This is a genomic window from Hymenobacter bucti (assembly GCF_042681145.1).
GTDB classification, from domain to species: Bacteria; Bacteroidota; Bacteroidia; order Cytophagales; family Hymenobacteraceae; genus Hymenobacter; species Hymenobacter bucti.
The window spans coordinates 432,035-457,224 of the sequence record NZ_JBHUFD010000006.1 but is presented as its reverse complement, the minus strand read 5'-3'; the positions used below and the strand labels follow the sequence as shown (position 1 = coordinate 457,224).

18 protein-coding genes are annotated in these 25,190 nt (G+C 60.1%); 11 read left to right on the top strand and 7 right to left on the bottom strand.

Annotated features, from left to right (window positions below):
* The first annotated feature begins 5 nt into the window (after nt 1-5).
* The 4 genes from ACFSDX_RS18250 (at nt 6) to ACFSDX_RS18235 (ending at nt 6,762) form a co-directional block, all read left to right on the top strand.
* A complete protein-coding gene (locus tag ACFSDX_RS18250; RefSeq protein ID WP_382316147.1) occupies nt 6-1,559 on the top strand; it encodes a serine hydrolase domain-containing protein in 1,554 nt (517 codons plus the stop codon).
* Nucleotides 1,560-1,788: 229 nt separating this feature from the next.
* Nucleotides 1,789-4,128 carry a S9 family peptidase gene (locus ACFSDX_RS18245; RefSeq protein WP_382316145.1) on the top strand — a complete coding sequence of 780 codons (2,340 nt, stop codon included), beginning with the start codon at nt 1,789-1,791 and terminating at the stop codon, nt 4,126-4,128.
* Nucleotides 4,129-4,318: 190 nt separating this feature from the next.
* Nucleotides 4,319-6,223: a M1 family metallopeptidase gene (locus ACFSDX_RS18240; protein ID WP_382316143.1), complete on the top strand. Its 1,905-nt coding sequence runs from the start codon at nt 4,319-4,321 to the stop codon at nt 6,221-6,223.
* Between the two features lie 23 nt (nt 6,224-6,246).
* Nucleotides 6,247-6,762 (top strand): hypothetical protein, encoded by a 516-nt coding sequence (locus ACFSDX_RS18235; RefSeq protein ID WP_382316141.1) that lies wholly within the window; start codon nt 6,247-6,249, stop codon nt 6,760-6,762.
* Between the two features lie 5 nt (nt 6,763-6,767).
* Here ACFSDX_RS18235 and ACFSDX_RS18230 read toward each other — a convergent pair whose 3' ends face one another.
* Nucleotides 6,768-9,764, bottom strand: a complete 2,997-nt coding sequence (locus ACFSDX_RS18230) for a glycoside hydrolase family 3 N-terminal domain-containing protein (RefSeq protein ID WP_382316139.1) — start codon at nt 9,762-9,764, stop codon at nt 6,768-6,770.
* A 242-nt stretch (nt 9,765-10,006) separates the two neighbouring features.
* On the opposite strand from ACFSDX_RS18230, the gene mutL reads away from it, so the two are divergent.
* The 3 genes from mutL to ACFSDX_RS18215 are packed head-to-tail and all read left to right on the top strand — an operon-like array spanning nt 10,007 to nt 13,743.
* Nucleotides 10,007-12,001 carry a DNA mismatch repair endonuclease MutL gene (gene mutL / locus ACFSDX_RS18225; RefSeq protein ID WP_382316138.1) on the top strand — a complete coding sequence of 665 codons (1,995 nt, stop codon included), beginning with the start codon at nt 10,007-10,009 and terminating at the stop codon, nt 11,999-12,001.
* Nucleotides 12,002-12,036: 35 nt separating this feature from the next.
* The gene (locus ACFSDX_RS18220; protein WP_382316136.1) at nt 12,037-12,831 is read left to right on the top strand and encodes a rhomboid family intramembrane serine protease; all 795 of its coding nucleotides are present in this window, start codon (nt 12,037-12,039) and stop codon (nt 12,829-12,831) included.
* A 12-nt stretch (nt 12,832-12,843) separates the two neighbouring features.
* Nucleotides 12,844-13,743 (top strand): rhomboid family intramembrane serine protease, encoded by a 900-nt coding sequence (locus tag ACFSDX_RS18215; RefSeq protein WP_382316134.1) that lies wholly within the window; start codon nt 12,844-12,846, stop codon nt 13,741-13,743.
* Nucleotides 13,744-13,898: 155 nt separating this feature from the next.
* On the opposite strand, the gene ACFSDX_RS18210 is transcribed toward ACFSDX_RS18215, so the two are convergent.
* From ACFSDX_RS18210 to ACFSDX_RS18200, 3 genes are all read right to left on the bottom strand, one after another.
* A complete protein-coding gene (locus ACFSDX_RS18210; protein WP_382316132.1) occupies nt 13,899-14,948 on the bottom strand; it encodes a PAS domain-containing protein in 1,050 nt (349 codons plus the stop codon).
* A 241-nt stretch (nt 14,949-15,189) separates the two neighbouring features.
* On the bottom strand, nt 15,190-17,808 hold the full coding sequence (locus ACFSDX_RS18205) for an ATP-dependent Clp protease ATP-binding subunit (RefSeq protein WP_382316130.1): 2,619 nt from the start codon (nt 17,806-17,808) through the stop codon (nt 15,190-15,192).
* A 205-nt stretch (nt 17,809-18,013) separates the two neighbouring features.
* Nucleotides 18,014-18,658, bottom strand: a complete 645-nt coding sequence (locus ACFSDX_RS18200; protein ID WP_382316128.1) for a WbqC family protein — start codon at nt 18,656-18,658, stop codon at nt 18,014-18,016.
* A 139-nt stretch (nt 18,659-18,797) separates the two neighbouring features.
* Between ACFSDX_RS18200 and ACFSDX_RS18195 the strand changes: the two genes are divergently transcribed.
* Nucleotides 18,798-19,673, top strand: a complete 876-nt coding sequence (locus ACFSDX_RS18195; RefSeq protein WP_382316126.1) for a hypothetical protein — start codon at nt 18,798-18,800, stop codon at nt 19,671-19,673.
* Nucleotides 19,670-20,587 carry a lysophospholipid acyltransferase family protein gene (locus ACFSDX_RS18190; RefSeq protein WP_382316124.1) on the top strand — a complete coding sequence of 306 codons (918 nt, stop codon included), beginning with the start codon at nt 19,670-19,672 and terminating at the stop codon, nt 20,585-20,587. The genes ACFSDX_RS18195 and ACFSDX_RS18190 overlap by 4 nt, the downstream gene beginning before the upstream one ends.
* Before the next feature lie 93 nt (nt 20,588-20,680).
* Here ACFSDX_RS18190 and ACFSDX_RS18185 read toward each other — a convergent pair whose 3' ends face one another.
* A complete protein-coding gene (locus ACFSDX_RS18185) occupies nt 20,681-21,313 on the bottom strand; it encodes an L-threonylcarbamoyladenylate synthase (protein WP_382316122.1) in 633 nt (210 codons plus the stop codon).
* A 174-nt stretch (nt 21,314-21,487) separates the two neighbouring features.
* Here ACFSDX_RS18185 and mltG point away from each other — a divergent pair, with 174 nt between their 5' ends.
* Nucleotides 21,488-22,591: an endolytic transglycosylase MltG gene (mltG, locus tag ACFSDX_RS18180; protein WP_382316120.1), complete on the top strand. Its 1,104-nt coding sequence runs from the start codon at nt 21,488-21,490 to the stop codon at nt 22,589-22,591.
* 82 nt (nt 22,592-22,673) lie between these two features.
* On the opposite strand, the gene ACFSDX_RS18175 is transcribed toward mltG, so the two are convergent.
* Entirely contained in the window at nt 22,674-23,477 is an 804-nt protein-coding gene (locus ACFSDX_RS18175; RefSeq protein ID WP_382316171.1) for a hypothetical protein, read from the bottom strand.
* Between the two features lie 398 nt (nt 23,478-23,875).
* A complete protein-coding gene (locus ACFSDX_RS18170; protein WP_382316118.1) occupies nt 23,876-24,679 on the bottom strand; it encodes an SDR family oxidoreductase in 804 nt (267 codons plus the stop codon).
* An 84-nt stretch (nt 24,680-24,763) separates the two neighbouring features.
* On the opposite strand from ACFSDX_RS18170, the gene ACFSDX_RS18165 reads away from it, so the two are divergent.
* Nucleotides 24,764-25,150, top strand: coding sequence for a winged helix-turn-helix transcriptional regulator (locus tag ACFSDX_RS18165; RefSeq protein ID WP_382316116.1), 387 nt, complete (start codon nt 24,764-24,766; stop codon nt 25,148-25,150).
* Nucleotides 25,151-25,190: the final 40 nt, after the last annotated feature.

Below are 25,190 nucleotides of genomic sequence, written 5' to 3'. Positions count from 1 at the left end.
TTTTTATGAAGCGACCCCGTTTCTTACTGGCCGCCCTGGCGCTGCTCCTGGCCGGCCCGGTCCTAGGTCAAGCCCCGGCGCCCGCCTCGCCCGAGGCCACCCGCGCCGCTCGCATCGCGGCGGTCTTTCCGGTGCTGGATAAACTCTACGCCGACTTTGCAGCTCAGCAACGCGTGCCGGGCCTCGCTTACGGGCTGGTGGTGGACGGGCAGCTGGTGCACACCGGCTCCGTGGGCTACACCGATGTGGGGGCCCGCACCGCCGTTACGCCGCAGTCGGTGTTTCGCATTGCCAGCATGACCAAGAGCTTCGTGGCCTTAGCCGTGCTGCGCCTGCGCGACGAAGGTCGCCTGCACCTCGACGACCCCGCTGAAAACTACCTGCCCGAGCTGAAAAAAGCACCGCACGCTTCGTCCGACGCGCCGCCCATCACCATCCGGCAGCTGCTGAGCCACAGCGCGGGCCTACCCGAAGACAACCCCTGGGGCGACCGCCAGATGGGCCGCTCCGACGCCGAGCTGAGCGCCCTGGTGGGCCGGGGCCTGAGCTATTCGAACGCGCCGGGCGGGCACTACGAGTACAGCAACCTAGGCTACGCGCTGCTGGGCCGGCTCGTCACGCGGGTGAGTGGCCAGCCGGTGCAGGCCTACATCAGCGCGAAAATCCTGCGCCCACTGGGTATGAGCCACACCACCTGGGACTACCAGCAGGTGCCCGCCGCCCGCCTCGCCCACGGCTACGGCGCCCCCACCGCCACCGGCCCCGGCCCGGAGGAGCCGCTGCTTCCCAAGGGCGAGTCGTTTGCGGCGCTGGGCGGGCTGCTGACCTCAATCGAGGATTTTGCCAAGTACCTGGCGTTTCAGGCCGATGCCTGGGCGCGGCCGATTACGGCGGCTGCCCCCGACGCGGGGCCGGTGCGGCGCAGCTCGGTGCGCGAGATGCAGCAGCCTTGGGCCTTTAATAGCCTGAACCGCAGCTTTCGCTACCTCAGCGGCCGGGCCTGCCCGCTCAGCCTTTCTTACGGCTACGGCCTGCGCATCGCGCAGGATTGCGACGGCCGCCGCTACGTGGGCCACAGCGGCGGGCTGCCCGGCTTCGGCTCGTATTGGCTCCTGCTGCCCGAGTACGGCATCGGCGTGGTGGCCTTTACCAACCAAACCTACACCGCGCCCACCGCCCAACACTACGCGGCCCTCGATACTCTGATAGCCTTGGCCGGACTGCGGCCGCGGGCCGTTGCCGCTTCGGCCATCCTGGCGCAGCGCAAAGCTGAGTTGGCGGCGCTGCTGCCCGACTTTAACACGCCGGTTACCAACCCGATTTTCGCCGAAAACTTCTTTTTGGATGAGGACCTATCTACGCGCCGCAAGGCGGCCCAGGCCCTGCTAGCTCAGGCCGGTCCCCTACGCAGCGTCGGCGCATTAGAGCCGGAAAACCAGTTACGCGGCCGCTTCCAGCTTCGGGGCGAGCGTGCCACGGTGGAGGTGTTCTTCACCTTAAGCCCCGAAAACCCCGCGCGGGTGCAGCACCTCGATTTGAAATTGATACCCGCACCCTGAGCTTGGCGCCCGGCCGATAAACTCGGAGCTGGCATCTGCTTAGAAGCATTGACCCACAAATTATTAATTCCGGAATAAGTCTACCGATTTACTTTACTCCGCTGGGGTGGCCCTAGGCTACGCGCACCCGTGTCCAGCACCTACTAACGGCGGTGCAACCGTTGGGCAAACCTCGTTACCTTTCACCTTCGAATTGTGCCAACTTTTAGCCTGATTTCCCACTAAGCTTATGCCCCTATACGTACCGGGCCTCGTGGCCACCGCCACGCTTTTTATTGCCACCGTGGCCGCCGCTCAGCAGCGGCCCGCCCTTACCGACCAGAACTATGCGCGCGCCGAGCAGTTTATGGGCTATAATACCCAGGCGCTGGTCGATGGCGCCGCCGGCCAGCCCCACTGGCTGGCCGGCGACCGGTTTTGGTACCGCGTGCTCACGGCCCGGGGCAGCGAATACGTGCTGGTAGACCCGGCCCGCAAAACGCGCACCGCCGCTTTCGACCACGCTAAGCTGGCCGCCGCGCTCTCCACGGCCACCGGCAAAACCTATGAGGCCAATCGGTTGCCTTATCTGGACCCCACGTTTTCGCCCGATGGCAAGTCAGTTTCCTTTGCGGTGGCCGGTAAGAACTGGCAGTATGACCTAGGCAGCGGGCAGTTGAGCCCCGACGCTACGCCCGCCGCTCAGCCCAACCCCAACGCCCGGAACGAAGTGGAGTCGCCCAACGGCCAGTTCGCTGCATACATCAAGGACTATAACCTGTGGGTGCGCGACACGAAAACCAACCAAAGCACCCAACTCACCACCGACGGCATTAAGGACTACGGCTACGCCACCGACAACGCCGGCTGGACCCACAGCGACGCGCCGGTGCTGCGCTGGTCGCCCGACTCGCGCAAAATCGCCACCTTCCGGCAAGACCAACGGGCGGCGGGCGACATGTACCTAGTGACCACCAACGTGGGCCACCCGACGCTGAAAAGCTGGAAATACCCGCTGCCCGGCGACAAGGACATCGCCATGATTGAGCGGGTAATCGTGGAAGTGAACAGCCCGAAAGTGGTGCGCCTGCAAGTGGCGCCCGACCCGCACCGCGGCTCGCTCTCGGACGATATTTCGAGCAGCGGCACCTTCGACGACGTGGACTGGAGCCCCGACGCTAGCCAATTGGCGTTCGTCTCGACCTCGCGCGACCACAAGCAGGAGAGTGTGCGCGTGGCTGACGCCACCACCGGCGCGGTGCGCGAGGTGTTTGAGGAAACCGTGCCTACGCAGTACGAATCGGGCCAGCACGCCATCAACTGGCGCTATTTGCCCAAAACCAAGGAGGTAATCTGGTACTCGGAGCGCGACAACTGGGGCCAGTTGTACCTCTACGACGCCGGTAGCGGCAAGGTAAAGCACCAGATTACGAAGGGTAATTTTGTAGTCACGCAGTTGCTGAAAGTGGACGAAGCCAAGCGCCAGCTCTACTTCCTGGCCGATGGGCGCGAGCCGGGCAATCCCTACTTCACGCACCTCTACCGCATCGGACTCGATGGCAAGAATCTGACCTTGCTCACGCCCGAAGCCGGCAACCACCAGGTGGCGTTGGCGCCCTCGGGCCGCTACTTCGTTGACACCTACTCGCAGCCCGATAAGCCGGGCGCCACGGTGCTGCGCGAGGCCGACGGCAAGCTGATTTCGACCCTAGAGAAAACCGATATTTCACGCCTCACCGCCACCGGCTGGAAGGCGCCCACGGCCATCACGGTGAAAGCCCAGGATGGGCAGACAGACTTATACGGCCTGCTGTTCACGCCCACTACGCTGGACCCAGCCAAGAAGTACCCGATTATCAACTACATCTACCCCGGTCCGCAGGGTGGGGGCGTGGGCAACTGGTCGTTTTCGGCGGCTCGCAACGACAACCAGGCGCTGGCTGAGTTGGGCTTCGTGGTGGTAGTGATTGAGGGCAGCTGCAACCCGCTGCGCAGCAAAAGCTACCACGATGCCTGCTACGGCAACATGGCTGAAAACACCCTGGGCGACCAGGTGAGTGGCATGCGGCAGCTGGCCCAGAAGTACCCCTACATCGACCTGGAGCGGGCCGGCATCTGGGGGCACTCAGGCGGCGGCTACGCCACGGCGGCGGCCATGTTCCGCTACCCCGACTTCTTCAAAGTGGGCATTTCGGAATCGGGCAACCATGAAAACCGCAACTATGAGGACGATTGGGCCGAGCGCTACATCGGCCTGCTCAAAACCAACCCCGACGGCACCACTAACTACGATAACCAAGCCAACGCCACCTTCGCTAAGAATCTGAAAGGCAAGCTGATGCTGGCCCACGGCCTAATGGACGACAACGTGCCGCCTTACAACACGATGCTGGTAGTGGAAGCCCTCACCAAAGCCAACAAGAGCTACGACCTGGTGGTGTTTCCGAACGCTCAGCACGGGTATGGCCAGTACTCGCCCTACATGACGCGCCGCCGCTGGGACTACTTCGTGCAGAACCTGGCTGGCACCCAGCCGCCGCACGACTACGAGATGAAGCCCCGGCCCGACCCGCGCAACGCCGTGCAGTAAGCGGGGTGGATAACCGATAGAGTTTGAACGGCAGGTTAGACGGCGTTTGTCGGGCTAGCCTGCCGTTTTGGCTATTTTTGCAAACCGGCTTGCAGCGCTGCGCCGGTTTTTTCGTTTGTAGCACGTGCGAGCCAGGTTTGCCAAAAACCGCGCTCCGCACTTCACGGAGGCTACCTAGTTGATTGTTTTGTTGAAAAGAAATTCTGCGGCCCGCCACTGGCTGCTCGCGGCCCTGCTCCTGACGGGTTGGGTGGCTTTTGCCCAAGCGCCCACGCCACTACCCATGCCGCGCAACCTGCGCGCCACCTACGACCATGGCACGCGCTCGCCCAGCGGCCAGCCGGGCCCTAGGTACTGGCAAAACACCGCCGACTACACCATCAAGGTCAACTTCGACCCCGCCACGCGGCTGGTGGCGGGTACCGTCAATATTGCCTACCAAAACAACAGCCCCGACTCGCTGCGCCAGCTCTGGTTTAAGCTCTACCCCAATATTTACCAGAAAGGCGCCCCGCGCTCGGGCAGAGTAGCGCCCGAGGACCTCAGCGATGGCGTTAAAATCGAACGGCTCAGCATCAACGGCCAGCAGTTCGACGTGAGCCAGCTGGCCATCGACAACACCAATATGACGGTGCCGCTGCCGCGCGCCCTAGGTGCCCGGCAGGCGGCCCAGGTGGCCCAGGTGGCCATCACGTACTCCTATACGCTCAATAAAGGCTCGCACCAGCGCACGGGCGAGGTCGAGCCAGGCGCGGCATTTGTAGCGTATTTCTTCCCGCGCATCGCGGTCTATGACGACATCGACGGCTGGAACCGCACGCCCTACCTCGGCGGGCCGGAGTTTTACAACGACTTCTGCCACTTCGCGGCCGACATCACGGTGCCGCGTAATTTCCTGGTTTGGGCCACCGGCGACCTGACGAATGCGGACAAGGTGCTCACCAAGAAGTATCTCACCCGCCTGCGCACTGCCGAGAAGAAGGACGGCTTCACGGCCATCATCGACAGCGCCGAGGCGCGGCTGCACGATGCCACGGCGCCCAACGCCTACAACACCTGGCACTTCGACGCACGCGACGTGACGGACTTCGTTTTTGCCACCGCCGACCACTACGTCTGGGACGCCACCAGCCTGGTGGTAGACCCCGCCACCAAGCGCCGCACCCGCGTCGATGCCGTGTACAGCCCCAAGCACGATGATTTTGAGGAGGTTGCCAAGTTTGGGCGTAAGACTGTGGAGGCTATGAGCTACACCTTCCCCAAGTGGCCTTACCCCTACAGCCACGAAACGGTGTTCGACGGCCTCGACCAGATGGAATACCCGATGATGGTGAACGACAACCCCACCCGCACCCGCGAGGAGGCCATTACGCTCACCGACCACGAGATTTTCCACACGATGTTCCCGTTCTACATGGGCATCAACGAAACCAAATACGGCTGGATGGATGAGGGCTGGGCTACCATCGGCGAGTGGCTGATTTCTCCCATTATCCAGCCCGGTCTAGTCGATGACTACGGCATGCTGCCCTACAGCCGCGCTGCCGCCACCGAAGACGACCTGCCCATCGTGACCCTCACGACTCAGCAGAGTGGCGTGCCGTTCTTCCTGAATTCTTATCCCAAGCCGGGCCTAGGGTACTTGTACGTCAAGGATTTGCTCGGCGATGAGCTGTTCACCAAAGCCCTGCACACCTACATCCGCACCTGGCACGGCAAGCACCCTATGCCCTACGACTTCTTCTACTCGATGAATGCCGGGGCCGGGCAAAACCTCGACTGGTTTTGGCAGCGCTGGTTTTTCGACGGCGGCTACCCCGACCTAGGCATCACGAGCGTAACGCGCCCGGCCGACGGCCCCGCCCAAATCGTAGTCACGGCTCACGGCAGCAAGCCTGTACCCATTGACCTCAACGTGACCTTCGAAAACGGTGACACTGAGAAAATCCATCGCACGATAGCCGTGTGGCAAAGCGGCGCCCAGAGCGTCACGGTACCGGTGGCCGGCCGCCGCGCCATCAGCAAAGTGACCCTAGGTAGCCTCTACGTGCCCGACAGCTATCCCGCCGATAACGCGTGGGTGGCGCCGCAATAGAGGACAGGGCCTATATTTCAGCTGTGAAAAAACCCCTCTATCTGATTAGCTTAGTACTGCTGACAGGCTGTTACAGTAAGAGTTTGGCGCAGGCAAATTGGTATACGTCTGAAGTCAGAAAGGAGCTTGGACAGAAAGTGGTTCCTGGTACGCCAGCTGAGGCACCGCCTTTTCGGACGGAAGAATACAAGCTAAAAAATTGCCGAATTGTGTCTGGTGCTGTAGCAATATTTGATACTGTTGCTACCTATGCTCAAGGCCGAGTTGTGGATGCAATCAGTCATAAACCCGTTAAGGGAGCTCTGATTCAAGTTAGCTATAGTTGTTTTGGTAGCGAAATTCTCTGTAATTTGAGAACAGCTAGCACAAATAGCGCGGGGTTTTTTCGACTAGGGTGGGTTGGTTGTGGCGGGCCTCATGGCGGACGTTCTAATCGTCCACTGCAAATAAAAGCAGTTGGCTATCCTCTTGTCAGCACTCAACAAGTGAGTTTTGGTGGAGCGGCCTACCTACACATTGAGTTAGCCCCAAGTAAATAAGCAGCCTATTGCCCGCCGGCTGTGCTGCTTGCCCGCTCGGGCTGGTGCTGGGCCATCGCCTTGTACACCACTTCCTGAATCCGAGTGCGGATATTATACGTCCGTAGCTTGATGTTGCCCGCGTCGGGGTACACGCGGTTGGAGAGGAAGACGTAGAGAATCTGGTTGTCGGGGTCGAGCCACACGCAGGTGCCCGTGAAGCCGGTGTGGCCGAAGGTGCTAGCGGGTGCTAGGTGGCTGGTGGGGCCTTCAGGCTTGCTAGGGTCGCCGCGGTCCCAGCCCAGGCCGCGCTTGTTGCCGGCCACCTGCGGACGCGAAAACTCCGTGACGACCGGCGATTGGAAGAATGTGGTGCCGCCGTAGCGGCCGTTTTGCAGGTTCATCTGCATGAGCACGGCCAGGTCGTTAGCGGTGGCGAAGAGACCGGCGTGGCCACCTACGCCGCCTACCAATGCGGCGGTTTGGTCGTGCACGGTGCCTTGCAACTGCTCGCGGCGGTAGTAAGTGTCTTTTTCAGTGGGCGCGATGCAGCTCTTGGGGAAACGCGTGAGCGGGTTGTACGTCATCGTGCTTAGACCCAGGGGCTTGTAAAACTCCTTGGGTAAAAAGTCCACTAGCGGTTGACCTAGGAGCTTTTCGCTCAAGCGCTTCATAATGATGAAGCTCAAATCAGAATATTCGACTGGATACTTACCCTTCACCTTGGGTAGTAACTGCGAACGCAGCGTCCAGGCCCATACCGAGTCGTCAGCCGCCTTGATGGAATACTCGCCGGGCGCTACTTCGTTGGGGAAGTCTTCGGTGCGCAGGGTCGAGTAGTAGGCGGGCTTGAGGGTGCCCGCCTGCACGGTGCGCTCCCAGGTCGGGATGCCTGGCTTGAGGCCGGCCTGGTGCAGCAGCACGTCGCGCACGGTCATCAGGCGCTTGTTGGTACGCTGCATTTCGGGCAGGTAGGTGGCTACTTTCTCGTCGAGGTTGAGCTTACCCTGGTCCTTGAGGTACATGATGGCCTGTAGAGTGCCGGCTACTTTCGTCACCGAGGCGAGGTCGTAGAGCGTGCTGCTTGTCACGGGCTGGCTCTGGTCGTAGGTGCCGTAGCCGTAGCTCTGGTCGAACACCACCGTGCCGTTTTTGGCGATGAGCACCTGGCAGCCCGGCGTGGCCGCCGTCACGATGCTTTCCAAGGCAATGTGGTCAATCTGACTCATGACTTTCGAGTCCAGGCCCTCGCGCTCAGGCGCGGCGTAGCGCAGGCGGTGCAGGTCGGCGGTAGCGATGCCGGTGCCTGCTTTCATGGCTTCCGACACCGTCACAGGTAGCTTGCCCCGCGCCGGCAGCGCCCCAAAGAGTACCTGCGGCACCACAATTTGGGCCGGGTAATGGTCCTCGTAGCCGCAAACCAGCGTGCGCGCCGACTCCAGGTATTTGAGGCCGTAGGCGTTGCCCATGGCTACTACTACCGTTTTGCGCTTGGGGTCGGCTTGCAATTCTTTCAAAAATTTCAGCGCCCCGTCGCCCAGGCCGTAGTTGTGGCCGGGCGTGTTATTCATCTGGTGTAGGCTCACCACCACCACGTTCGCATCGCCCAGGCGCGACCGGATGCGGCTAAATGTGGAGTCGGGCGCGTAGCGGTCGGGCACGGCGTATACCGGGCCCGCCTGGTATTTATTGAAAATTGTGGCGTAGGGGCCCTCCGCCTGCGTGCCGATGGTGATGGCCGCAATACGCAATGTATCAAGCCGCTGGAAGGGCAGGAGCTTGTCCTCGTTCTTCACCACCGTCACGGCGTGCTCAAAAATAGTCTGGGCCAGCACCCGGCTGCCGGGCTGGTTGAGGCTGTCGCGCAGCTGCCCCAGGTTGATGGGGCGGTAGCGATTCAGCCCCGCCCAGTACTTGGCCCGCAAAATTTTCTTGATGCGCGCATCGAGGTCGGCTTGGTCGAGGTGGCCGCGCTCCACGGCTTCCTTGATGCGGGTAAGGGCGGCCGGCACGTCTTCCGAAAACAGCAGCACGTCGTTGCCGGCAGCTAGGGCCATGGCATCGAGCTCGCCGTCTTTATAGAGCTTGCTGACGCTGCGCATGTTCAGCGCATCGGTGAAAATCAGACCTTTAAAGCCCATTTTCTCCTGTAGCAAGCCCGTTACCAGCGCCTTCGACAAGGTGGTGGTTTTTGCGTTGGTAGTGTCGAAGAGCGGGATGTAGAGGTGAGCCACCATCACGCCCAGCGCGCCGGCCTCAAATGACTTTTGGAAGGGCACCAGGTCCACTTTCTCCAGCCGGGCCAGGTCGGTATTGACAACGGGCAGCGCCTTGTGCGAGTCAGTGTCGGTGTCGCCGTGGCCGGGGAAGTGCTTGGCCACCGCAATTACGCGCTGGTCCTGCAAGCCCCTGACGTACTGCACGCTCAGGGCCGCCACCCGGTTCTGGTCCTCGCCAAACGAGCGGTTGCCAATTACCGGGTTGCTAGGGTTGGAGTTGACATCCACCACCGGCGCAAAGTTGATGTGGATGCCCAGGGCGCGCAGCTTGCGGGCCAGGTCGCGGCCCATCTGGTACACTATTTTGTCGTCGTCCATGGCGCCTAGGGTCATCTCCTTGGCGTAGTGCATGGTCGAATCGAGGCGCATGTCGAGGCCCCACTCAGCATCGGTGGCGATGAGTAGCGGCACCTTGGCGGCGGCCTGCAAGCGGTTGGTGAGCAGCGCCTGGCGCCGAGGGCCGCCCTGCAAAAACATCACTCCGCCGATATTCTGGTTGCGCACCAGCCGCTCGATGCGGTCGATGTGGGCCTTTTCCCGGTTGGAATACGCCGCCACCATGAAAAACTGCCCTAGGCGCTGGTCGGGGCTGAGCGAGGTAAATACGCTATCGACCCAGCGCTGCTCGGCGGGGCCGCTGGGCAGGGGGTCGGGTAGGGTAGGGCTGGGGGTGGCAAAACCCAGCAACAACGCCGTGACGCTCAGCAACAAGCCCAGAGAAAGTAGCCGGAAGTTGATGCGCATCAGCCCAGGTCGGGAGTAGTTAAAAATAGAAAAGGCGGCCTAATGGGCCTACTTTTGCCGGTGGCAGTGGGGCCGGAACCCCTAGCCTGCCACAGCGGTTCCCTACGAGCCAGGAGCCCGTAGGAAAGGTAAGAAAGCTGCTCACTTCAGAGCAGTTGGTTACCCAAATTGGCCGCAAAGGTAGGCACGGATGCCCCTCGCAGCCGTGCCGACATGCCCCGGCGTACTGTATACGTGAGACCATGCCCGATATTATTCAACTGCTGCCCGAGTACCTCGCCAACCAGATTGCGGCGGGTGAGGTGGTGCAGCGCCCAGCTTCGGTGGTGAAAGAGCTGCTCGAAAATGCGGTCGATGCGGGCGCTACGTCCGTACAACTCATTGTGAAAGAGGCCGGCAAGCAACTGGTGCAGATAGTAGATAATGGCTCGGGTATGTCGCCCACCGACGCCCGCATGAGCCTCGAGCGCCACGCCACCAGCAAGATTCGCTCGACCGAGGATTTATTTCGCATCCGCACCCTAGGGTTTCGGGGCGAGGCGCTGGCCAGCATTGCGGCCGTGGCTCAGGTCGAAATTCGCACCAAGCAGCGTGGCCAGGAAACCGGCACGCTGCTGCTGGTCGAGGGCTCGCAGGTGAGCAGCCAGGCGCCCACTGCCTGCCCCGACGGCACCAGCATCGCGGTCAAAAATCTATTCTTCAACGTGCCCGCCCGCCGCAACTTCCTCAAGAGCAACGCGGTAGAAATGCGCCATATCCTGGACGAGTTTCAGCACGTGGCGCTGGCCAATCCGCAGATTGCCTTCTCGCTCTACCAAAACGACCTAGAGGTATTTGGTCTGCCCGCCGGTAAGCTCAGCCAGCGCATCGTAGCCCTGCTGGGCAATAACTACAAGGAGCAACTAGCGGGCTGCGAAGAAGTTACGCCCTTCATCACGGTAAAAGGCTACATCGGCAAGCCCGAGTCGGCGAAGAAGAGCCGGGGCGACCAGTTTTTCTTCGTCAACAACCGCTTCATCCGCTCGGCCTACCTCAACCACGCCGTGCTGGCCGCCTACGAGGGCCTGCTACCTAAGGACACGCACCCATTCTACGTGCTGTTTCTGGAGCTTGACCCCAAGACCATCGACATCAACGTGCATCCCACGAAGACCGAAATCAAGTTCGAGGACGAGAAAACGGTGTACGCCGTGGTGCGCGCCGCCGTGCGGCAGGCCCTAGGGCTGCACAGCCTCACACCCTCGCTCGACTTCGAGGGCGACGTGAATTTTGCGCCCATCCGACCGTTGCGCACTTCGGCCAGCGGCGCCGGTGGCGAGTTGCCCGCCCCGATGCGCCACGTCGCGTTCAACCCCGACGCCTTGGCTACTTCGGGGTCGGCTTCCTCGCGCCAGGGCAGCGCCAGCCGCTCCTCCGAGCGCCAGGCGCCGCCTAAGCCCACCGAGCAGGCCAAGCGCGACCTAGAGGCCTTTTACCGCGAGCTGGGCCAAACCGTGCGGCCCGAGGGCGCGCCCGCCGCGGCGCCCCCGGCCGCCGCGCCCGCGCCCACCGAGCCAGCTCCCGCGCCGCTGCCCGAGCTGCCCTTCGTGCACGCCGGCAGCCCCGAGCCCTCGCTCCAGCCTGCTACTGCGCTCAACTCACCAACTCACTCCCTCACTCATTCACCGCGCGCCACGCAAGTGCTCACGCGCTACGTGTTGCTGCCCGTGAAGTCGGGCCTGATGCTCATCGACCAGGAGGCCGCCCGCGAGCGCATCCTCTACGAGCAGTACGCGGCGGGGCAGGAGCGGGGCGCCGTGCACTCGCAGGCGCTGCTGTTCCCGCGGCCGCTCACGTTTTCGCCCGCCGATTTTGCTATTCTTCAGGAGCTTACGCAGCCGTTGCACCTGCTGGGCTTCCGGTTTGCCGAGTTTGGGCCGCTCACCATTGCCATCGAGGCGGTGCCGGCCGACCTGCCCGCCCAGGGCGAAAAAGAGCTGCTCGAAAGCCTCATCGAGCAGTTCCGCAGCGGCGCGGCCCCGCTGCGCGTCGACCGCCGCGAGGCGCTGGCCCGCGCGCTGGCCCGGCGCGTGGCCCAGGCCACCAGCCAGGCCCGCCTGCCCGACCTAGAGCTCAGTGCGCTGGTCGATAAGCTCTTCGCCTGCCAGGTGCCCAACTACACCCCCGACGGCCGCCCCACGGTCGTCTTACTCGATGGCCAGCAGTTGGCCGACTTTTTCCGTAAGCCCGGTACATAGCCTGCTTTTACGGCTTCCTTTCGTCATTATCTCCAATGTTTAATCTTACGCCCACCGTTCGCAATCTGCTCATTGCGAATGTATTGCTGCTTGTTATAACTGGTAGTCTGTTTCCGCAGCTTTTCCAGTTGGGAGCACTTTACCCGCTGAGCTCACCCTACTTTCAACCCTGGCAATTCGTGACCTACATGTTCCTGCATGCGGGTTGGGGGCATTTGATTGGCAATATGTTCGCCCTCATTTCGTTTGGACCGATGCTGGAGCAGCGTTGGGGCGGGCCGCGGTTTTTGGTATTCTGGCTGATTTGCGGCTTCGGCGCGGGCCTGCTTTACGAGGGCGTGCGGGCCTACGAGCTCAATCAGGTGCAGCAGGCCGCCGTAGAGTTTGCGCGCCAGCCTTCGGGCGGTGAGTTTGCAAAGTTCTTCGAAGACTACGCCCCGCAGTATTCGGGCTACCAAACGCTGGCCCGCGCCATGCACGACAACCCCCGCAACGCGGAGTACATTGCCTCAGCTACCAGCGCGGTGCAGGGCGTGGTGAGTGACATGTTGACCTCGCCCGCCGGCGGCATGGTCGGCGCTTCGGGGGCCGTATTTGGTATCCTGTTCGCGTTCGCCTACCTGTTTCCTAATACCGAGCTCATGCTCCTGTTTTTCCCCTTCCCCATCAAGGCGAAGTATTTTGTTTTCTTTTACGCTTTATATGAGCTCTACGCGGGCGTGCACCGCACGCCCGGCGACAACGTAGCCCACTTTGCCCACCTAGGCGGCCTACTCATTGGGTTTATCGTGCTCAAATTCTGGGAGCGGGGCCGCCAGCAATTCTATTAACATATCAGTTCCATGAGCTTAACTCAGGATATCCGCGACGCCTTTTCCCGCCGCGATAATGCACTCAATCAGCTCATTATTCTCAATGGGCTGGTGTTCGCGGTGCTCATCATTCTGCGGGCCATCTTCTTTATTGCCCAGTCGGGGAGCTACCAGCTCATCATGCGCCAGCTGGCGCTGCCTTCCGACCTCTACTCGCTGCTGCGCCACCCCTGGACGCTGCTGACGTATGCTTTTGTGCATGAAGGCTTCCTGCACATTCTTTTCAATATGCTGAACCTCTACTGGTTCGGGCAGCTCATTCGCGAGTACCTGGGCGACCGCCGCCTGGTGAGCCTCTACATACTAGGGGCGCTGGTGGGGGCGGTGTTCTTCCTGCTGGCCTACAATTTCATTCCCGCCTTGCAACCCTTCGTGGGGCAGCCCGTAATCGGCGCCTCGGCGTCCGTTACGGCTGTCATTGTGGCGGCGGCTACGCTGCTACCCGATTTCACGTTCATGCTTTTCATCATTGGCGCAGTCAAGATAAAGTGGATAGCGGTGGCCGTGGTGCTCATCTCCATCGCGGGCATCAATGGTGGTAACCCCGGCGGCGAAATCACGCACCTAGGGGGCGCATTGCTGGGCTTCGTCTTCATCAAGCAGCTCAAAGCCGGGCGCGACATGGGCGCTCCGGTCACGGCCATTGGCGAGTGGTTTAGCCGCGTGTTCAGCCAGAAGCCCGGCATGCGCGTGACGCACCGGCAGCCGGTGGCCACCGGCGCCCGCTCGGCCAGCAGCGCTAAAAACGGCGGCCCCGCCATCGCCGGCCAGGAGGAAATTGACCTGATTCTAGATAAGATTTCGCACTCCGGCTACGAAAGCCTGTCGAAGGACGAAAAGCAAAAACTCTTCCGCGCCAGCCAGCAGTAGCCCTAGGTGCTTGAGATACTGCCAGTAAGGCAAAAGGCCGGCCGCTATTTGTAGCGGTCGGCCTTTTGCCTTAATAAGAGTAATAGGTTGCGTACGGCGAGCTCATTAGACGCAATGCGAAGCAGGGCCGTGCGCTACGGCAAGTGCCCGCCTTGCTACTGCGGGGTATTGATGGCTTGGTACTGCCGAGCGGCGGCCAGCGCCGCTTCCAGCTGCTGGGTGCGCTCGGCCACGTGCGACTCCAGTAGCTGCTGCACCTGCAGCACTTCTTCCTGGTTGCGCAGTAGCTCACCATTGCTGGTGTGCAGCGCCTCGTTGGCAGTCGCTAGCTGGTCGTTTAGCTCCTGAATTTTTTGACGGGCCTGCACCTGCTCGGTTACTTCGGTGGCTACCACCATGGCGCCGTAGATGCTGCCATCTTCTTCGTACATAGGCACGTACACAAAATCCCAGTACACGATGTCGCGCCGCCCTTCGCGCTCGTGCACGGCCTCCATAGCGTGGGCTACGTGGGGGTTGCCCGTGGTCATTACGTTGGTTAGTAGCTCTTCGTAGCCCATGCCGGCTACTTCGGGCAGCGCCTCGAATAAGCCTAGGCCGATAATTTGTGCCTGCTCGCGGCCCCACAGGCGGCAAACAGTCGGGTTGGCCAACTCAATAATAAACTGCGGCCCCCGGTACGCGGCAATAGCTACCGGTGCCTGCTCAAATATGCGGAGCAGCTCGCTGCGCTGGTGTTCGGCTTCGGCGCGGGCGTCTTGCTCGCGTTCCTGGCTTTCCTGCAGTTCGGCAGAGGCCTGCACCTGCGCCGTGATGTCTGCTATCTCGTGAATCAAGTGGGTTACCCGCCCGTCCTCATCCAGCACCGGCGCGTTGCGCGTGTGCCAGTAGCGCTCCAGAAACTGGCCGGGCCGCGCCGGGTCGGGCAAGTCGTAGGGCTGCAACGTCAGTTCGTGCGGCCGCCCAGTAACCAGCACTTCCAGCAAAGAATCCCGGACGGTGCGTACGGCCCCGTTCGCCGCGCTGCTCGGGTTATCCGGGAAAACGTCGAAAATATATCTTCCCAGCAAAGCATCCTGCTGCGTGAGAGTAGCGGCTAAGTAGGCTTCGCTAGCCGCTTCAATCACTAAGTCAGTGGAAAGTAAAAGTTGAGCTCCTGGCAGAGCCTTAAAAATAGCGGGAAAATCGGAAGTAAGGGCGGCCATCTCTGCGCAGTAAAGTGTGGAGCTAGTGGCCGCTGGCTACCAACTCATTCTCAATAATGCCTCCTACGTGGTTTTGGGGCAGGAGGTGAAGGGCGCAAAAATAAAAGCTAAACCAGACGCGGCCGGCCACCGCCTAGATGTCAGCAATTAATTCGTAAGCGCGCGTAGCGGCGCGAAGAGTAGCTAAACGCAAAAGGCCGGCTACCTCACGGTAACCGGCCTTTTACGCTGTCAATTCTAATTACTTCGCTTCACCAGCCTCGGGCTCCGAAGGGGCCTCTTCGGGCCTCTCATCGCTGGGCAGGTTGGGTTTGATATCACTCTTGCTCACTACAAAGCTGAGCTCCTCCTTGCCGTCTTCAAAATCGGCCGTAATAATGTCGCCGTGCAGCAACTGGGCCTTCAGGATTTCCTCGGCAATCGGGTCTTCGATGTACTTCTGGATGGCCCGGTTCAGCGGACGAGCACCGTACTTGGGGTCGTAGCCTTTGTCGGCCACGAAGTCCTTGGCTTTCTCGGTCAGCTCGACGCGGTAGCCTAGGGCGAGTACGCGGCTGAGCAGCTTGCTGAGGCTGATGTCGATAATCTTGTGGATATCTTTCTTCTCCAGCGAGTTGAAGACTACCACGTCGTCCAAACGGTTCAGGAACTCGGGCGAAAAGGTCTTCTTTAGGGCGTTGGTAATCGTGCCCTTCGTCAACTCGTCCATGTTCTCGTTGCGCGACTTGGTGCCGAAGCCGATGCCCGCGCCGAAGTCCTGCAAATCACGCGCCCCGATGTTCGAGGTCATGATGATGATGGTGTTCCGGAAGTCTACCTTACGACCTAGGCCGTCGGTTAGGATACCGTCGTCAAGCACTTGTAGCAGCAGGTTATACACATCCGGGTGCGCCTTTTCAATCTCGTCGAGCAGGATAACCGAATATGGCTTGCGGCGGATTTTCTCCGTCAGCTGGCCGCCTTCTTCGTAGCCCACGTAGCCGGGAGGCGCGCCCACCAGGCGCGATACGCTGAATTTTTCCATGTACTCCGACATGTCCACGCGCACCAGTGCGTCTTCCTTATCGAAGAGATAGGTCGCCAAAACTTTGGCTAGCTCCGTCTTACCTACGCCGGTCGGGCCGAGGAATACAAACGAGCCAATTGGTTTCTTCGGGTCTTTCAAGCCCACGCGGGTGCGCTGAATAGCTTTCACCAGTTGCTTGATAGCCTTTTCCTGACCGATTACCTTGCCTTGCAGCTCGGCACCCATGTTCAGCAATTTCTCGCCTTCGTTCTGGGCCACGCGGTTCACGGGGATACCGGTCATCATGGCGATTACCTCGGCCACGTTTTCCTCTTTCACCGTGTAGCGCTTCTTCTTGGTTTCATCTTCCCACGACTTTTTGGCCGTTTCGAGCTGTTCCAAAAGCTTCTTTTCGGTGTCGCGGAGCTTGGCGGCTTCCTCGTATTTCTGCGATTTCACCACGCGGTTCTTCTCGCCTTTGATGTTCTCAATCTGCTCTTCGAGCTTGAGAATGTCCTCGGGCACCACGATGTTGTTGATGTGCACGCGCGCACCAGCTTCATCGAGGATGTCGATGGCTTTGTCCGGCAGGAAGCGGTCGCTCATGTAGCGGTCGCTCAGCTTCACGCACTGTTCAATGGCTTTGTCCGTGTATACCACGTGGTGGTGGTCCTGGTACTTGTCCTTGATGTTGTGCAGAATCTCAATAGTTTCCTCCGGCGTGGTGGGGTCCACCATTACCATTTGGAAGCGACGGGCCAAGGCACCATCTTTCTCGATGTACTGGCGGTACTCGTCCAGCGTGGTAGCGCCGATGCATTGAATTTCGCCGCGGGCCAAGGCCGGCTTGAACATGTTAGAAGCGTCGAGCGAGCCCGAAGCCCCGCCAGCACCCACGATGGTATGCAGCTCGTCAATGAACAGAATCACGTCGGGCGACTTCTCCAGCTCGTTCATCACGGCCTTCATGCGCTCCTCAAACTGGCCGCGGTACTTGGTGCCAGCCACCAGCGACGCAAGGTCAAGAGTTACTACGCGCTTGTTGAAGAGCACGCGGCTTACTTTCTTCTGGATGATGCGCAGCGCGAGGCCTTCGGCGATAGCCGTTTTGCCCACGCCCGGCTCACCAATCAGGATTGGGTTGTTCTTTTTGCGGCGGCTCAGTACCTGAGCCACGCGCTCAATCTCTTTTTCGCGGCCCACGATGGGGTCGAGCTTATCGTCCTCCGCCAGTTTAGTCAGGTCGCGGCCGAAGTTGTCGAGCACCGGGGTACGCGATTTTTCGCCGGGCTTCTTAGCTGCGCCAGCATTGCCAGCGCCACCTTGCCCGCGGCCGGCCGCACCCTGGCCTTGGCCAAAGAGGCGGTCGTCATCGTCGTCGGTGTCCGGGCCAGCTTTGGGGCTGGTGGTCGGGGCCGCGCCGTGATAATCAAGTGAGTCGCGCACGGTTTCGTAGTTCACGTTGAATTTGGAAAGAATTTGAGAAGAAATGTTGTCCTCATCGCGTAGAATCGAGAGGAGCAAGTGCTCAGTGCCAATGATTTCCGACTTGAAAATCTTGGCTTCGAGGTACGTGATTTTCAGCACCTTCTCGGTCTGCTTGGTTAGCGGAATCGAGCCAGTGATGCTGGTACCTTGGGTGGCCGTGTTGCGCGTAGCTTGCTCTAGGGCAAACTTTAGCTCATCGGTGGCCACACCTAGTTTTTTGAGCAGACCTAGGGCCGTGCCTTCGCCCTCCCGAATCATGCCTAGCAGCAAGTGCTCGGTACCGATATAGTCGTGGCCCAGCCGGATGGCCTCCTCCCGGCTGAGGGAGATAACCTCCTTGACGCGGTTTGAAAATTTAGCTTCCATGCAAGCAAGATGATAGTATAAGCCGTATGTCTAACCTCTACCGCAATACAGGTAAATAGTTGCGCGCTGTAGATACGGATTAATGCGATTGATAACTGGAAAACAAGCTGCTTCAGCCGAAGGTTCGGAAAGAGGGTGGTCAAGTAAACAAGCTGGTAAGGCAAAAGCAATATTGCGCTTAATCTCTTAACAACCTAATTTGGGATTACCCCAACCACCTACCCGCCGCCGGCCCCTGCATAAATAATAAATCCAGCACGCTAAGCCTTGGTACAAACGCGGGGCCAAATACCTGGGGGTAGGGCCGCTGCGACGTACTGTCAGGTTCGGCGGCCCTAGGGGTACTTTTGGGTGTCAGTACGTCGCGCAGGTCAAGTGGTGGGGGCGTGAGGGCGTGAACCGTCGAACTGGTAGGGGAGAGGTATTCGGTGGTAAAAGCCACCGGCAGCGGCCAGCGCAGGCAGCGCAGCAGCAAGTGCAGCAGGGCTAGGTTCATGTCCCAGAGCCGGGCGGGTTTTTGAGCATAGATATCCAGCAAATAATCAGCGTAATAGCCAAAGTAAGGCGAGCCGTTGTAGGCCGTTTGCAGAGTGCGGAAGTGGCGGTGCGGCCAGTTTTGGCGGTAGTCGATTTCGATTTCGCTGGTGCGAATTTTTTCGGAGCGGCTGCCATCGAGCACTGGCACCGTGAGGGGCTGCGGGCCCTGGGCCGTGAGCACGAGGCAGCGGTTGCGGTAAGTTTGCTTGTGGTAGTGCTCGTGGGCATCGAGCAGGAGCGCATCGGCGTGCAGCAGCTGCTGAAAAAACGGGATGCTAGGCAGGTAGTGCAGCTCGGAAAGGACAACGGACATGGCCGCAAGGTAGCCGTAGCACGGACTTTGCAACGCCCTAGGGCAAACCCACTCGCAGCGCGGACTTTTAGTCCGTAAGTTGACCAGCTTGGTACGCGCGGACTGAATGTCCGCGCTACTGCCGCCTTATTTTTGCCCTATGCGCTTTCTGCTTTTCCCCCTAGCCCTGGCTATTGCCCCGCTGGCTGCCCACGCCGGCCCGCCCCAGCTGCTGCTCGAAGTAGCCCGCTTTCGCAACCTCGACCAGGTGCAGAAAGGCGGCGAAATCGAGATTTCGGTGACCGTGCCCACCCAGCCGCTCACCTACCGGCAGCGGGCCCCTAGGTCGTTTCAGTCGTCGGCCGTGGTCGAGCTGTCTATCGTGAAGGCCGATGGCACGGCTGCCTGGCAGGAAACCGTGACGCTGAAGCCGCCCGTGCTCAGCGACACGACTATCAGCATCAAAAACCCGCTTAGCTTTCTCAAGCGTGTGACGGTGCCCGACGGCACCTACACCCTGCGGGGCCGCGTGCGCGACCAGTACAAGTCGGCCAACGGCGAAACTACCGTGGAGCAGCCGCTGGTAGTAGCCACCGCTAAAGCACCGGCGTTCAGCGACATCGTATTCCTGTCGCGGCCCGCCGCGAAGGCTGCCGAGGTGGGCGTCTTCAACCGCGGCGGCTACCTGCTTACGCGGGCGCCGGGCGGCTACTACGGCCGCGGAGCCGACGTCGTGTTCTTCTACACCGAGCTAAACCAGCTGCCCGCCGACCGCCCGGTGCGCCTGCGCTACTACGTGGTAGCGCCCGATGGCAAGCCCGCGGCGGCGGTCGATTCGGCGCCCATCACGCCGGCGGCCGGGCGGCCCACGCCGGCCGTGGGGCAGGTGCCCCTGGGGCCGTTGCCCGCGGGCGCCTACACCCTGAAAGTAGAAGCCCGCGACGCGGCCACCAATAAAGTGCTTGCCACGCAGAGCCGCGCGGGCCAGCGCAGCCTCACGGAGTACGCGCCCGCCGGGGCCGCTCTGCCCCGATGAGCGCCGCGCCCCGGCCCTACGCCTGGTATTTTTATCCGCTCAATTGGCTGCTGCTTGCGCTGGCGCACCTGCCGCTGGCCGTACTCTACGTAGCCGCCCGGGGTATTTACTTGCTGCTGGCCTACGTGGTGCGCTACCGCTGGCGGGTGGTACTTGATAACCTGCGCCACGCTTTTCCGGAAAAAGAAGAAGCTGAAATCCGCCAGATTGGCCGGCAGTTTTACTGGCACTTTGCCCAGGTGCTGGTCGAGATTCTGAAGCTGGCCGCCATCTCGCCGGCCGAGCTGCACCGGCGGATGCACTTCACTAACCCCGAGCTAATGACGGGGCCTTTTGCCCAAAACCGCTTCGTGCTTTCGCTCGGCTCGCATCGGGGCAACTGGGAGTGGCTACTGTCGGGCGCGGAGCTGGAGTTTCCGGGCCGGGCGGCGGGCGTGTATAAGCCGCTGAACAATAGATTTTTCGAGCACTTTATGCGCCGCTTGCGCACGCGCCTAGGTGCCGATGCCGTGCCCATGCTCGGCACGCTACGCTACTTTGTGCAGCACCGCCGGCAGGGCCGCACCATCAGCCTGCTCACCGACCAGGCCGCCGGCCCCGAGGACCGGCCCTACTGGACCAGTTTTATGCACCGCGAGGCGGGCTTCTACACCAGCGCCGAGCGCCTGGCCCAGCAGTTCGACTGCGCCGTGCTCTACGTGGGCATCCGGCGGGCGCGGCGGGGCTACTACGAAATAACCTTCACCCAGCTGCCTGATGGCCAGGCCGCCACGGCCGCCGCCCACGCGCCCGACGAAGCCCAGCGCTACCCCATCACGGAGGCCTTTGTACGGTGCCTGGAGACCGACATCCGGGCCACGCCCGAACAATACCTCTGGACGCACCGCCGCTGGAAGCATAAAAGGAATGGGTAATTGGCGTAATAGGTAATGGGTAATGATTTTAGTGTAGCTGAACTACTGCACTAAAATCATTACCCATTACCTATTACGCCAATTACCTATTACCTACAAAAACTGCTCGATGTCACCTAGGCCCTGGCGCACGAGGTCGAAGTCATCGTTGGTGCAGTCGACGATGGTACTGGGGATGTTGCCGCCGAAGCCGCCGTCGATAACGAGGTCGACGAGCGAGCGGTATTTTTCAAAAATCAGGTCGGGGTCGGTCACGTACTCTTCCAGCGTTTCGGCGCTCTCGCGTACCGAAGTGCTCACGATGGGCGTACCGAACTCCTTGACAATCTGCCGCACAATCTGGTTATCGGGCACCCGGATGCCGACCGTTTTGCGCTTCACGCCGCCGTAGCGCGGGGCGTTGGGGCTGGCCTCGAAAATGAACGTGAACGGGCCGGGCAGCGCCTTTTTCAGCACCTTAAACGTGGGCGTGGTGATGCCGTGGGCGTAGTCGCTGATGTGCGACAGGTCGTGGCAGATAAAGCTAAGGTCAGCTTTTTCGGGCTTGAGGCCTTTGATGCGGCAAAGCTTCTCGACGGCTTTGGCGTTGGTGATGTCGCAGCCAATGCCGTACACCGTATCGGTGGGGTAAATAATGAGCCCGCCCTTGCGCAGCACTTCTACTACTTGCAGAATGCGGTTTTGGGGCGGGTTTTCGGGGTGAATGCGAAGCAGGGTGGCAGCCATATCGGGGGGGAAGGAAACAAAAAAACGGGCCGGAAGCCAGGTTAGGACTCCTTACGGCAGGCAAGGTACTACGGATTTTTAAAGCGTAAAATTGAGTTTCGGGCGACCGAAAGCAGCGATGCAGGCCGGAGCTAGGCGCCGTGCGTAATTTTGGGGCTCACTTGCTGTGTTTTCATGCTTCCTCCTGCCAAAAAGTCCGGCGTCGAATACCGGGCCGATGCTATTCGCCGGCGCAACCGGTTCGCCACTGTTAGCGTGATACTCGGGGTTTTTCTCGTCTGCTTCTCCTATTATTTTTTTCAGGTATTTTACACCACTAACGTCGATACCCAGGAGCAGCGTGCCTTCGTTTACATTCGCCGCACCGACGACTGGCAAAAGGCCCTGGTAGCGGTCGAAAACGTGAAGGTGGCGAACACCAGCGTCATCATCGACCAGCTGTCGCTGCACTTCGTGGGCAAGCTCATGGGCTACAACAAGCCCGGCGCCGTGAAGCCCGGCCGCTACGAGCTGAAGAGTGGCATGACCAACCGCATGCTAATCAACCTGCTAAAGTCGGGCCGGCAGTCGCCGCTCATGCTCACCTTCACCAATGTGCGCCTGCGCCGCGAGCTGGCCGCCAAGCTTTCGAAGCAAATCGACGCTAGCCCCAAGCAGATAGACTCGCTGCTGAGCAGCCCCAACTATACCCGTAGCCTAGGCTTCGATACTACCACGGTGCTCTCGATGTTCATCCCGAACACCTACCAGCTGTATTGGAACACCTCGGCCGAGAACCTCATGCAGCGCATGAAGAAGGAGTATGAGAAGTTCTGGACGCCCGAGCGCGACGCTGCCCGCCAGAAGCTCGGCCTCACCCGCTTGCAGGTGAGCACCCTAGCCAGCATTGTGGAGGCCGAGCAGCAGCAACACGCCGATGAGCGCCCGCGCATTGCGGCCGTGTACCTCAACCGCCTCAAGCGCGGTATGAAGCTGCAAGCCGACCCCACCGTGGTGTACGCCAACGGCGACTTCGGCATCAAGCGCGTGCTCAACGTGCACTTGCAGAAAGACTCGCCCTATAACACGTACCGCGTGGCGGGCTTGCCGCCCGGCCCCATTAACCTGCCCAGCATCAGCAGCATCGACGCCGTGCTGCACCCCGAGGACAATAATTACCTGTATTTCTGCGCCAAGGAAGACTTCACGGGCTACCACGCCTTCGCCACTACCAAGGAAGAGCACCTAGTAAACGCGCGGCGTTACCAGGCCGCCCTTACCCGGGCTGGTATTCGATAGGCGTGTGAAGCGAAAGCCTTGCACCGCAACAAAAAAGGCCTGCCACATTGTGGTAGGCCTTTTCGTTTTAAATCAAACCAACCTAGGCGGCTACGGCCGAGGTGCCTTCGCGGTCCTCGATGGCCTTGCGCAGCTTGGCGATGGCCTGGGTAGCGCGCTCCTCATCGAGGCGGTTGATGTTAAGCAGCATCTTCGTCTTCTCCTGGCGTGTGATGAGCGGGTGGTTTAGCAGGCGAATAATCTCCTCCTTCTGCGACGCCGTGGCGTACTGCACTGGCGCAGCAACTGGTGTCTCGGCGGCGGGTGCTTCCACTGGAGCAGGCGTGTTGGTAACGGCGCGCATCACGGGCGTAGGCTCGGTTACGCTAGGAGCGACGGCGGGCGTGGGCACGTTGCCGGTGTACTCCATCTCCTCAGCAGGAGTAGGCTCGTAGCCCGCGGCGCGGATAATCCAGGCCAGGATGTTGCGGTACGCCTTGCCAATGGCGCGCGTCTGGGCCATGCTGGCGATGGCAAACTCCTGGTAGAACTTCTTGCCGCTCTCCTTATTCGAGCAGATGGCGAAGCCAGCGCCCACGGTGTGCTGCGAGCGCATATCAAACAGCGTCACCTTGGCCTGGTACTTAATCTCCTGGTCATTGCTCATGTCAATGACGTGCTCCACGATAGGCACGATACCTAGGCGCGAGCCGGCGTACTGCCAGCCCTCCACATTCACAAACTCTTTGCCCTGCACCTGGGTGCTGAGCTTATTCTCTTTAATGAACTTGGCGAGGTCCTTAGCGAGGTCCAGCGTCTCGTCAGATTTAGCGATGTCATAGCTTTCCACCCGCGCCGCCTTCTTGGTAGCCGTGGTGTCTTTCGGGGTTTTGATGGCCTCGTTCATAACGGTAGTTTCGGGGGTTGCAGGTTGCTTGCTCATATACGACTACTTAACCCTAGGGGTCTGGAAAAGGTGCCGAAAATGGCCTCGTTTTTTAGTAAAAATTAGCGTTGTTAATCAGTATGTTACGGGTAGGTTAAAAATAAATTTTGCTTTTCCCGTTAGCTGCACAAATATATGCTAAAAATTTTGGTATTCACAAGTTGCAGAAAGAGAATTTTCAATCTCAACGGAGGTAGTTCACAGCTCACCACCCGCGGCTAGCTCGCCCCTAGGTCTACCAATCAGGCCTACATGCGAAAGAGCCTTCAGCGGATTGCCGAAGGCTCTTTTTGTGGATGATGCACTATGATGTTGCTTAGGCTATTGTGCGTACTGGCAACGCACGCTTAGCGTAGTCTTCACGCTCCCGCAATCATCTGGTGCACGCCCTTTCTAAAGGCTTCATCGCCTACCGCCAGGCGCTGCGCATACAGGGCTTTAGCGTCCTCCCCGCACACATACCGCAGGGTGTCGGTGCCGTCGGTGGCGGCTTCGTACACTACTTCCGCAATTTGCTCGGAGGTAGAAGCCCCGCTACCAGGCGCGCTGATGGCCGCCAAAAACTTGTCCGTCAATTCTTCATACTCCGGGTGCGAAACGCGGACCGATTTACCCATTATCTCCGTCGAAACCAGGCCGGGCTCGATGTTCTTGATGCCAATCCCAAACTGACTCAACTCAAATGACAAGCTTTCGCTCCAGCCTTCGAGCGCCCATTTGCTGGCATCGTACATAGAGCTCACCGGAAAAGCCATCAGCCCAGCTGAGGAGCTGGTCGTAATAAACAGGCCCGCTTTCCGAGCCCGAAAGGCCGGAATAAAGGCCTGGGTAACGCGCACCACTCCCAGGAAATTGGTTTCCATCTGGCGTACCAGTTGCTCGTCGGTAGTGGCTTCTAGGGCGCCCAGCAGCGTGTAGCCCGCGTTGTTAAACACCACGTCGACCGGACCTAGGGCCAAGGCTTTTTGCGTGGTGTCCTTAATCTGCGCTAAGTTGGTTACGTCTAGAGGCAGTAGCGTGACATTGTCGAGCAGATGGAGCTCGGTTTCGTTTTCGGGCTTGCGCATGGTGGCAAGTACGTGCCAGCCCTTGGCCGCGAATAGTTTAGCGGCGGCTTTCCCAATGCCCGACGAGGCACCGGTAATAAAAATGGTCTTCTTCATGTGGCGTGGTCTTAATTACAAGCCAAAATTCCTGGGTAGTCACTTTACATTTGCTATCCGTTTCCTTTAGGAAAGTGACTATTTATGAAGGCAGACAGTAACGTAGCAGCCGAAAGGTGCGGGCAGACGCCGGAGATGTACCGGGAGCGAGTATTGGCCCTGAAAGACGCGCTCGAGCTATTGAGCGGGAAGTGGAAGTTTTGCATCCTGCTCAACTTGCACAACTATGGTACCCTGCGCTTCAAAGATTTACAAGAGACGTCAGTGGGCATCACTCCCAAAGTGCTCTCGAAAGAATTGCAGGAGCTGGAAGATAACCTGCTGATTACCCGCACGGTCAATACGACCAAGCCCGTCACGGTTTCGTACGCGCTAACGCAGCACGCCATCGAAACCCAGCCCGTTATTGATGCCCTGGTTACGTTCGGCCTAACGCATCGGACCAGGATTAAGGATAACTACCTTTTGTAAGGCTGGGGTGCAATGCAACGACCTAGGCCCCGCGGCCCGA

Coding starts and splice junctions, on each gene's coding strand:
- ACFSDX_RS18250 (WP_382316147.1), top strand. CDS start 6: ATGAAGCGACCCCGTTTCTTACTGGCCGCCCTGGCGCTGCTCCTGGCC.
- ACFSDX_RS18245 (WP_382316145.1), top strand. CDS start 1,789: ATGCCCCTATACGTACCGGGCCTCGTGGCCACCGCCACGCTTTTTATT.
- ACFSDX_RS18230 (WP_382316139.1), bottom strand. CDS start 9,764: ATGCGCATCAACTTCCGGCTACTTTCTCTGGGCTTGTTGCTGAGCGTC.
- mutL (WP_382316138.1), top strand. CDS start 10,007: ATGCCCGATATTATTCAACTGCTGCCCGAGTACCTCGCCAACCAGATT.
- ACFSDX_RS18220 (WP_382316136.1), top strand. CDS start 12,037: ATGTTTAATCTTACGCCCACCGTTCGCAATCTGCTCATTGCGAATGTA.
- ACFSDX_RS18215 (WP_382316134.1), top strand. CDS start 12,844: ATGAGCTTAACTCAGGATATCCGCGACGCCTTTTCCCGCCGCGATAAT.
- ACFSDX_RS18210 (WP_382316132.1), bottom strand. CDS start 14,948: ATGGCCGCCCTTACTTCCGATTTTCCCGCTATTTTTAAGGCTCTGCCA.
- ACFSDX_RS18205 (WP_382316130.1), bottom strand. CDS start 17,808: ATGGAAGCTAAATTTTCAAACCGCGTCAAGGAGGTTATCTCCCTCAGC.
- ACFSDX_RS18200 (WP_382316128.1), bottom strand. CDS start 18,658: ATGTCCGTTGTCCTTTCCGAGCTGCACTACCTGCCTAGCATCCCGTTT.
- ACFSDX_RS18195 (WP_382316126.1), top strand. CDS start 18,798: ATGCGCTTTCTGCTTTTCCCCCTAGCCCTGGCTATTGCCCCGCTGGCT.
- ACFSDX_RS18190 (WP_382316124.1), top strand. CDS start 19,670: ATGAGCGCCGCGCCCCGGCCCTACGCCTGGTATTTTTATCCGCTCAAT.
- ACFSDX_RS18185 (WP_382316122.1), bottom strand. CDS start 21,313: ATGGCTGCCACCCTGCTTCGCATTCACCCCGAAAACCCGCCCCAAAAC.
- mltG (WP_382316120.1), top strand. CDS start 21,488: ATGCTTCCTCCTGCCAAAAAGTCCGGCGTCGAATACCGGGCCGATGCT.
- ACFSDX_RS18175 (WP_382316171.1), bottom strand. CDS start 23,477: ATGAACGAGGCCATCAAAACCCCGAAAGACACCACGGCTACCAAGAAG.
- ACFSDX_RS18170 (WP_382316118.1), bottom strand. CDS start 24,679: ATGAAGAAGACCATTTTTATTACCGGTGCCTCGTCGGGCATTGGGAAA.
- ACFSDX_RS18165 (WP_382316116.1), top strand. CDS start 24,764: ATGAAGGCAGACAGTAACGTAGCAGCCGAAAGGTGCGGGCAGACGCCG.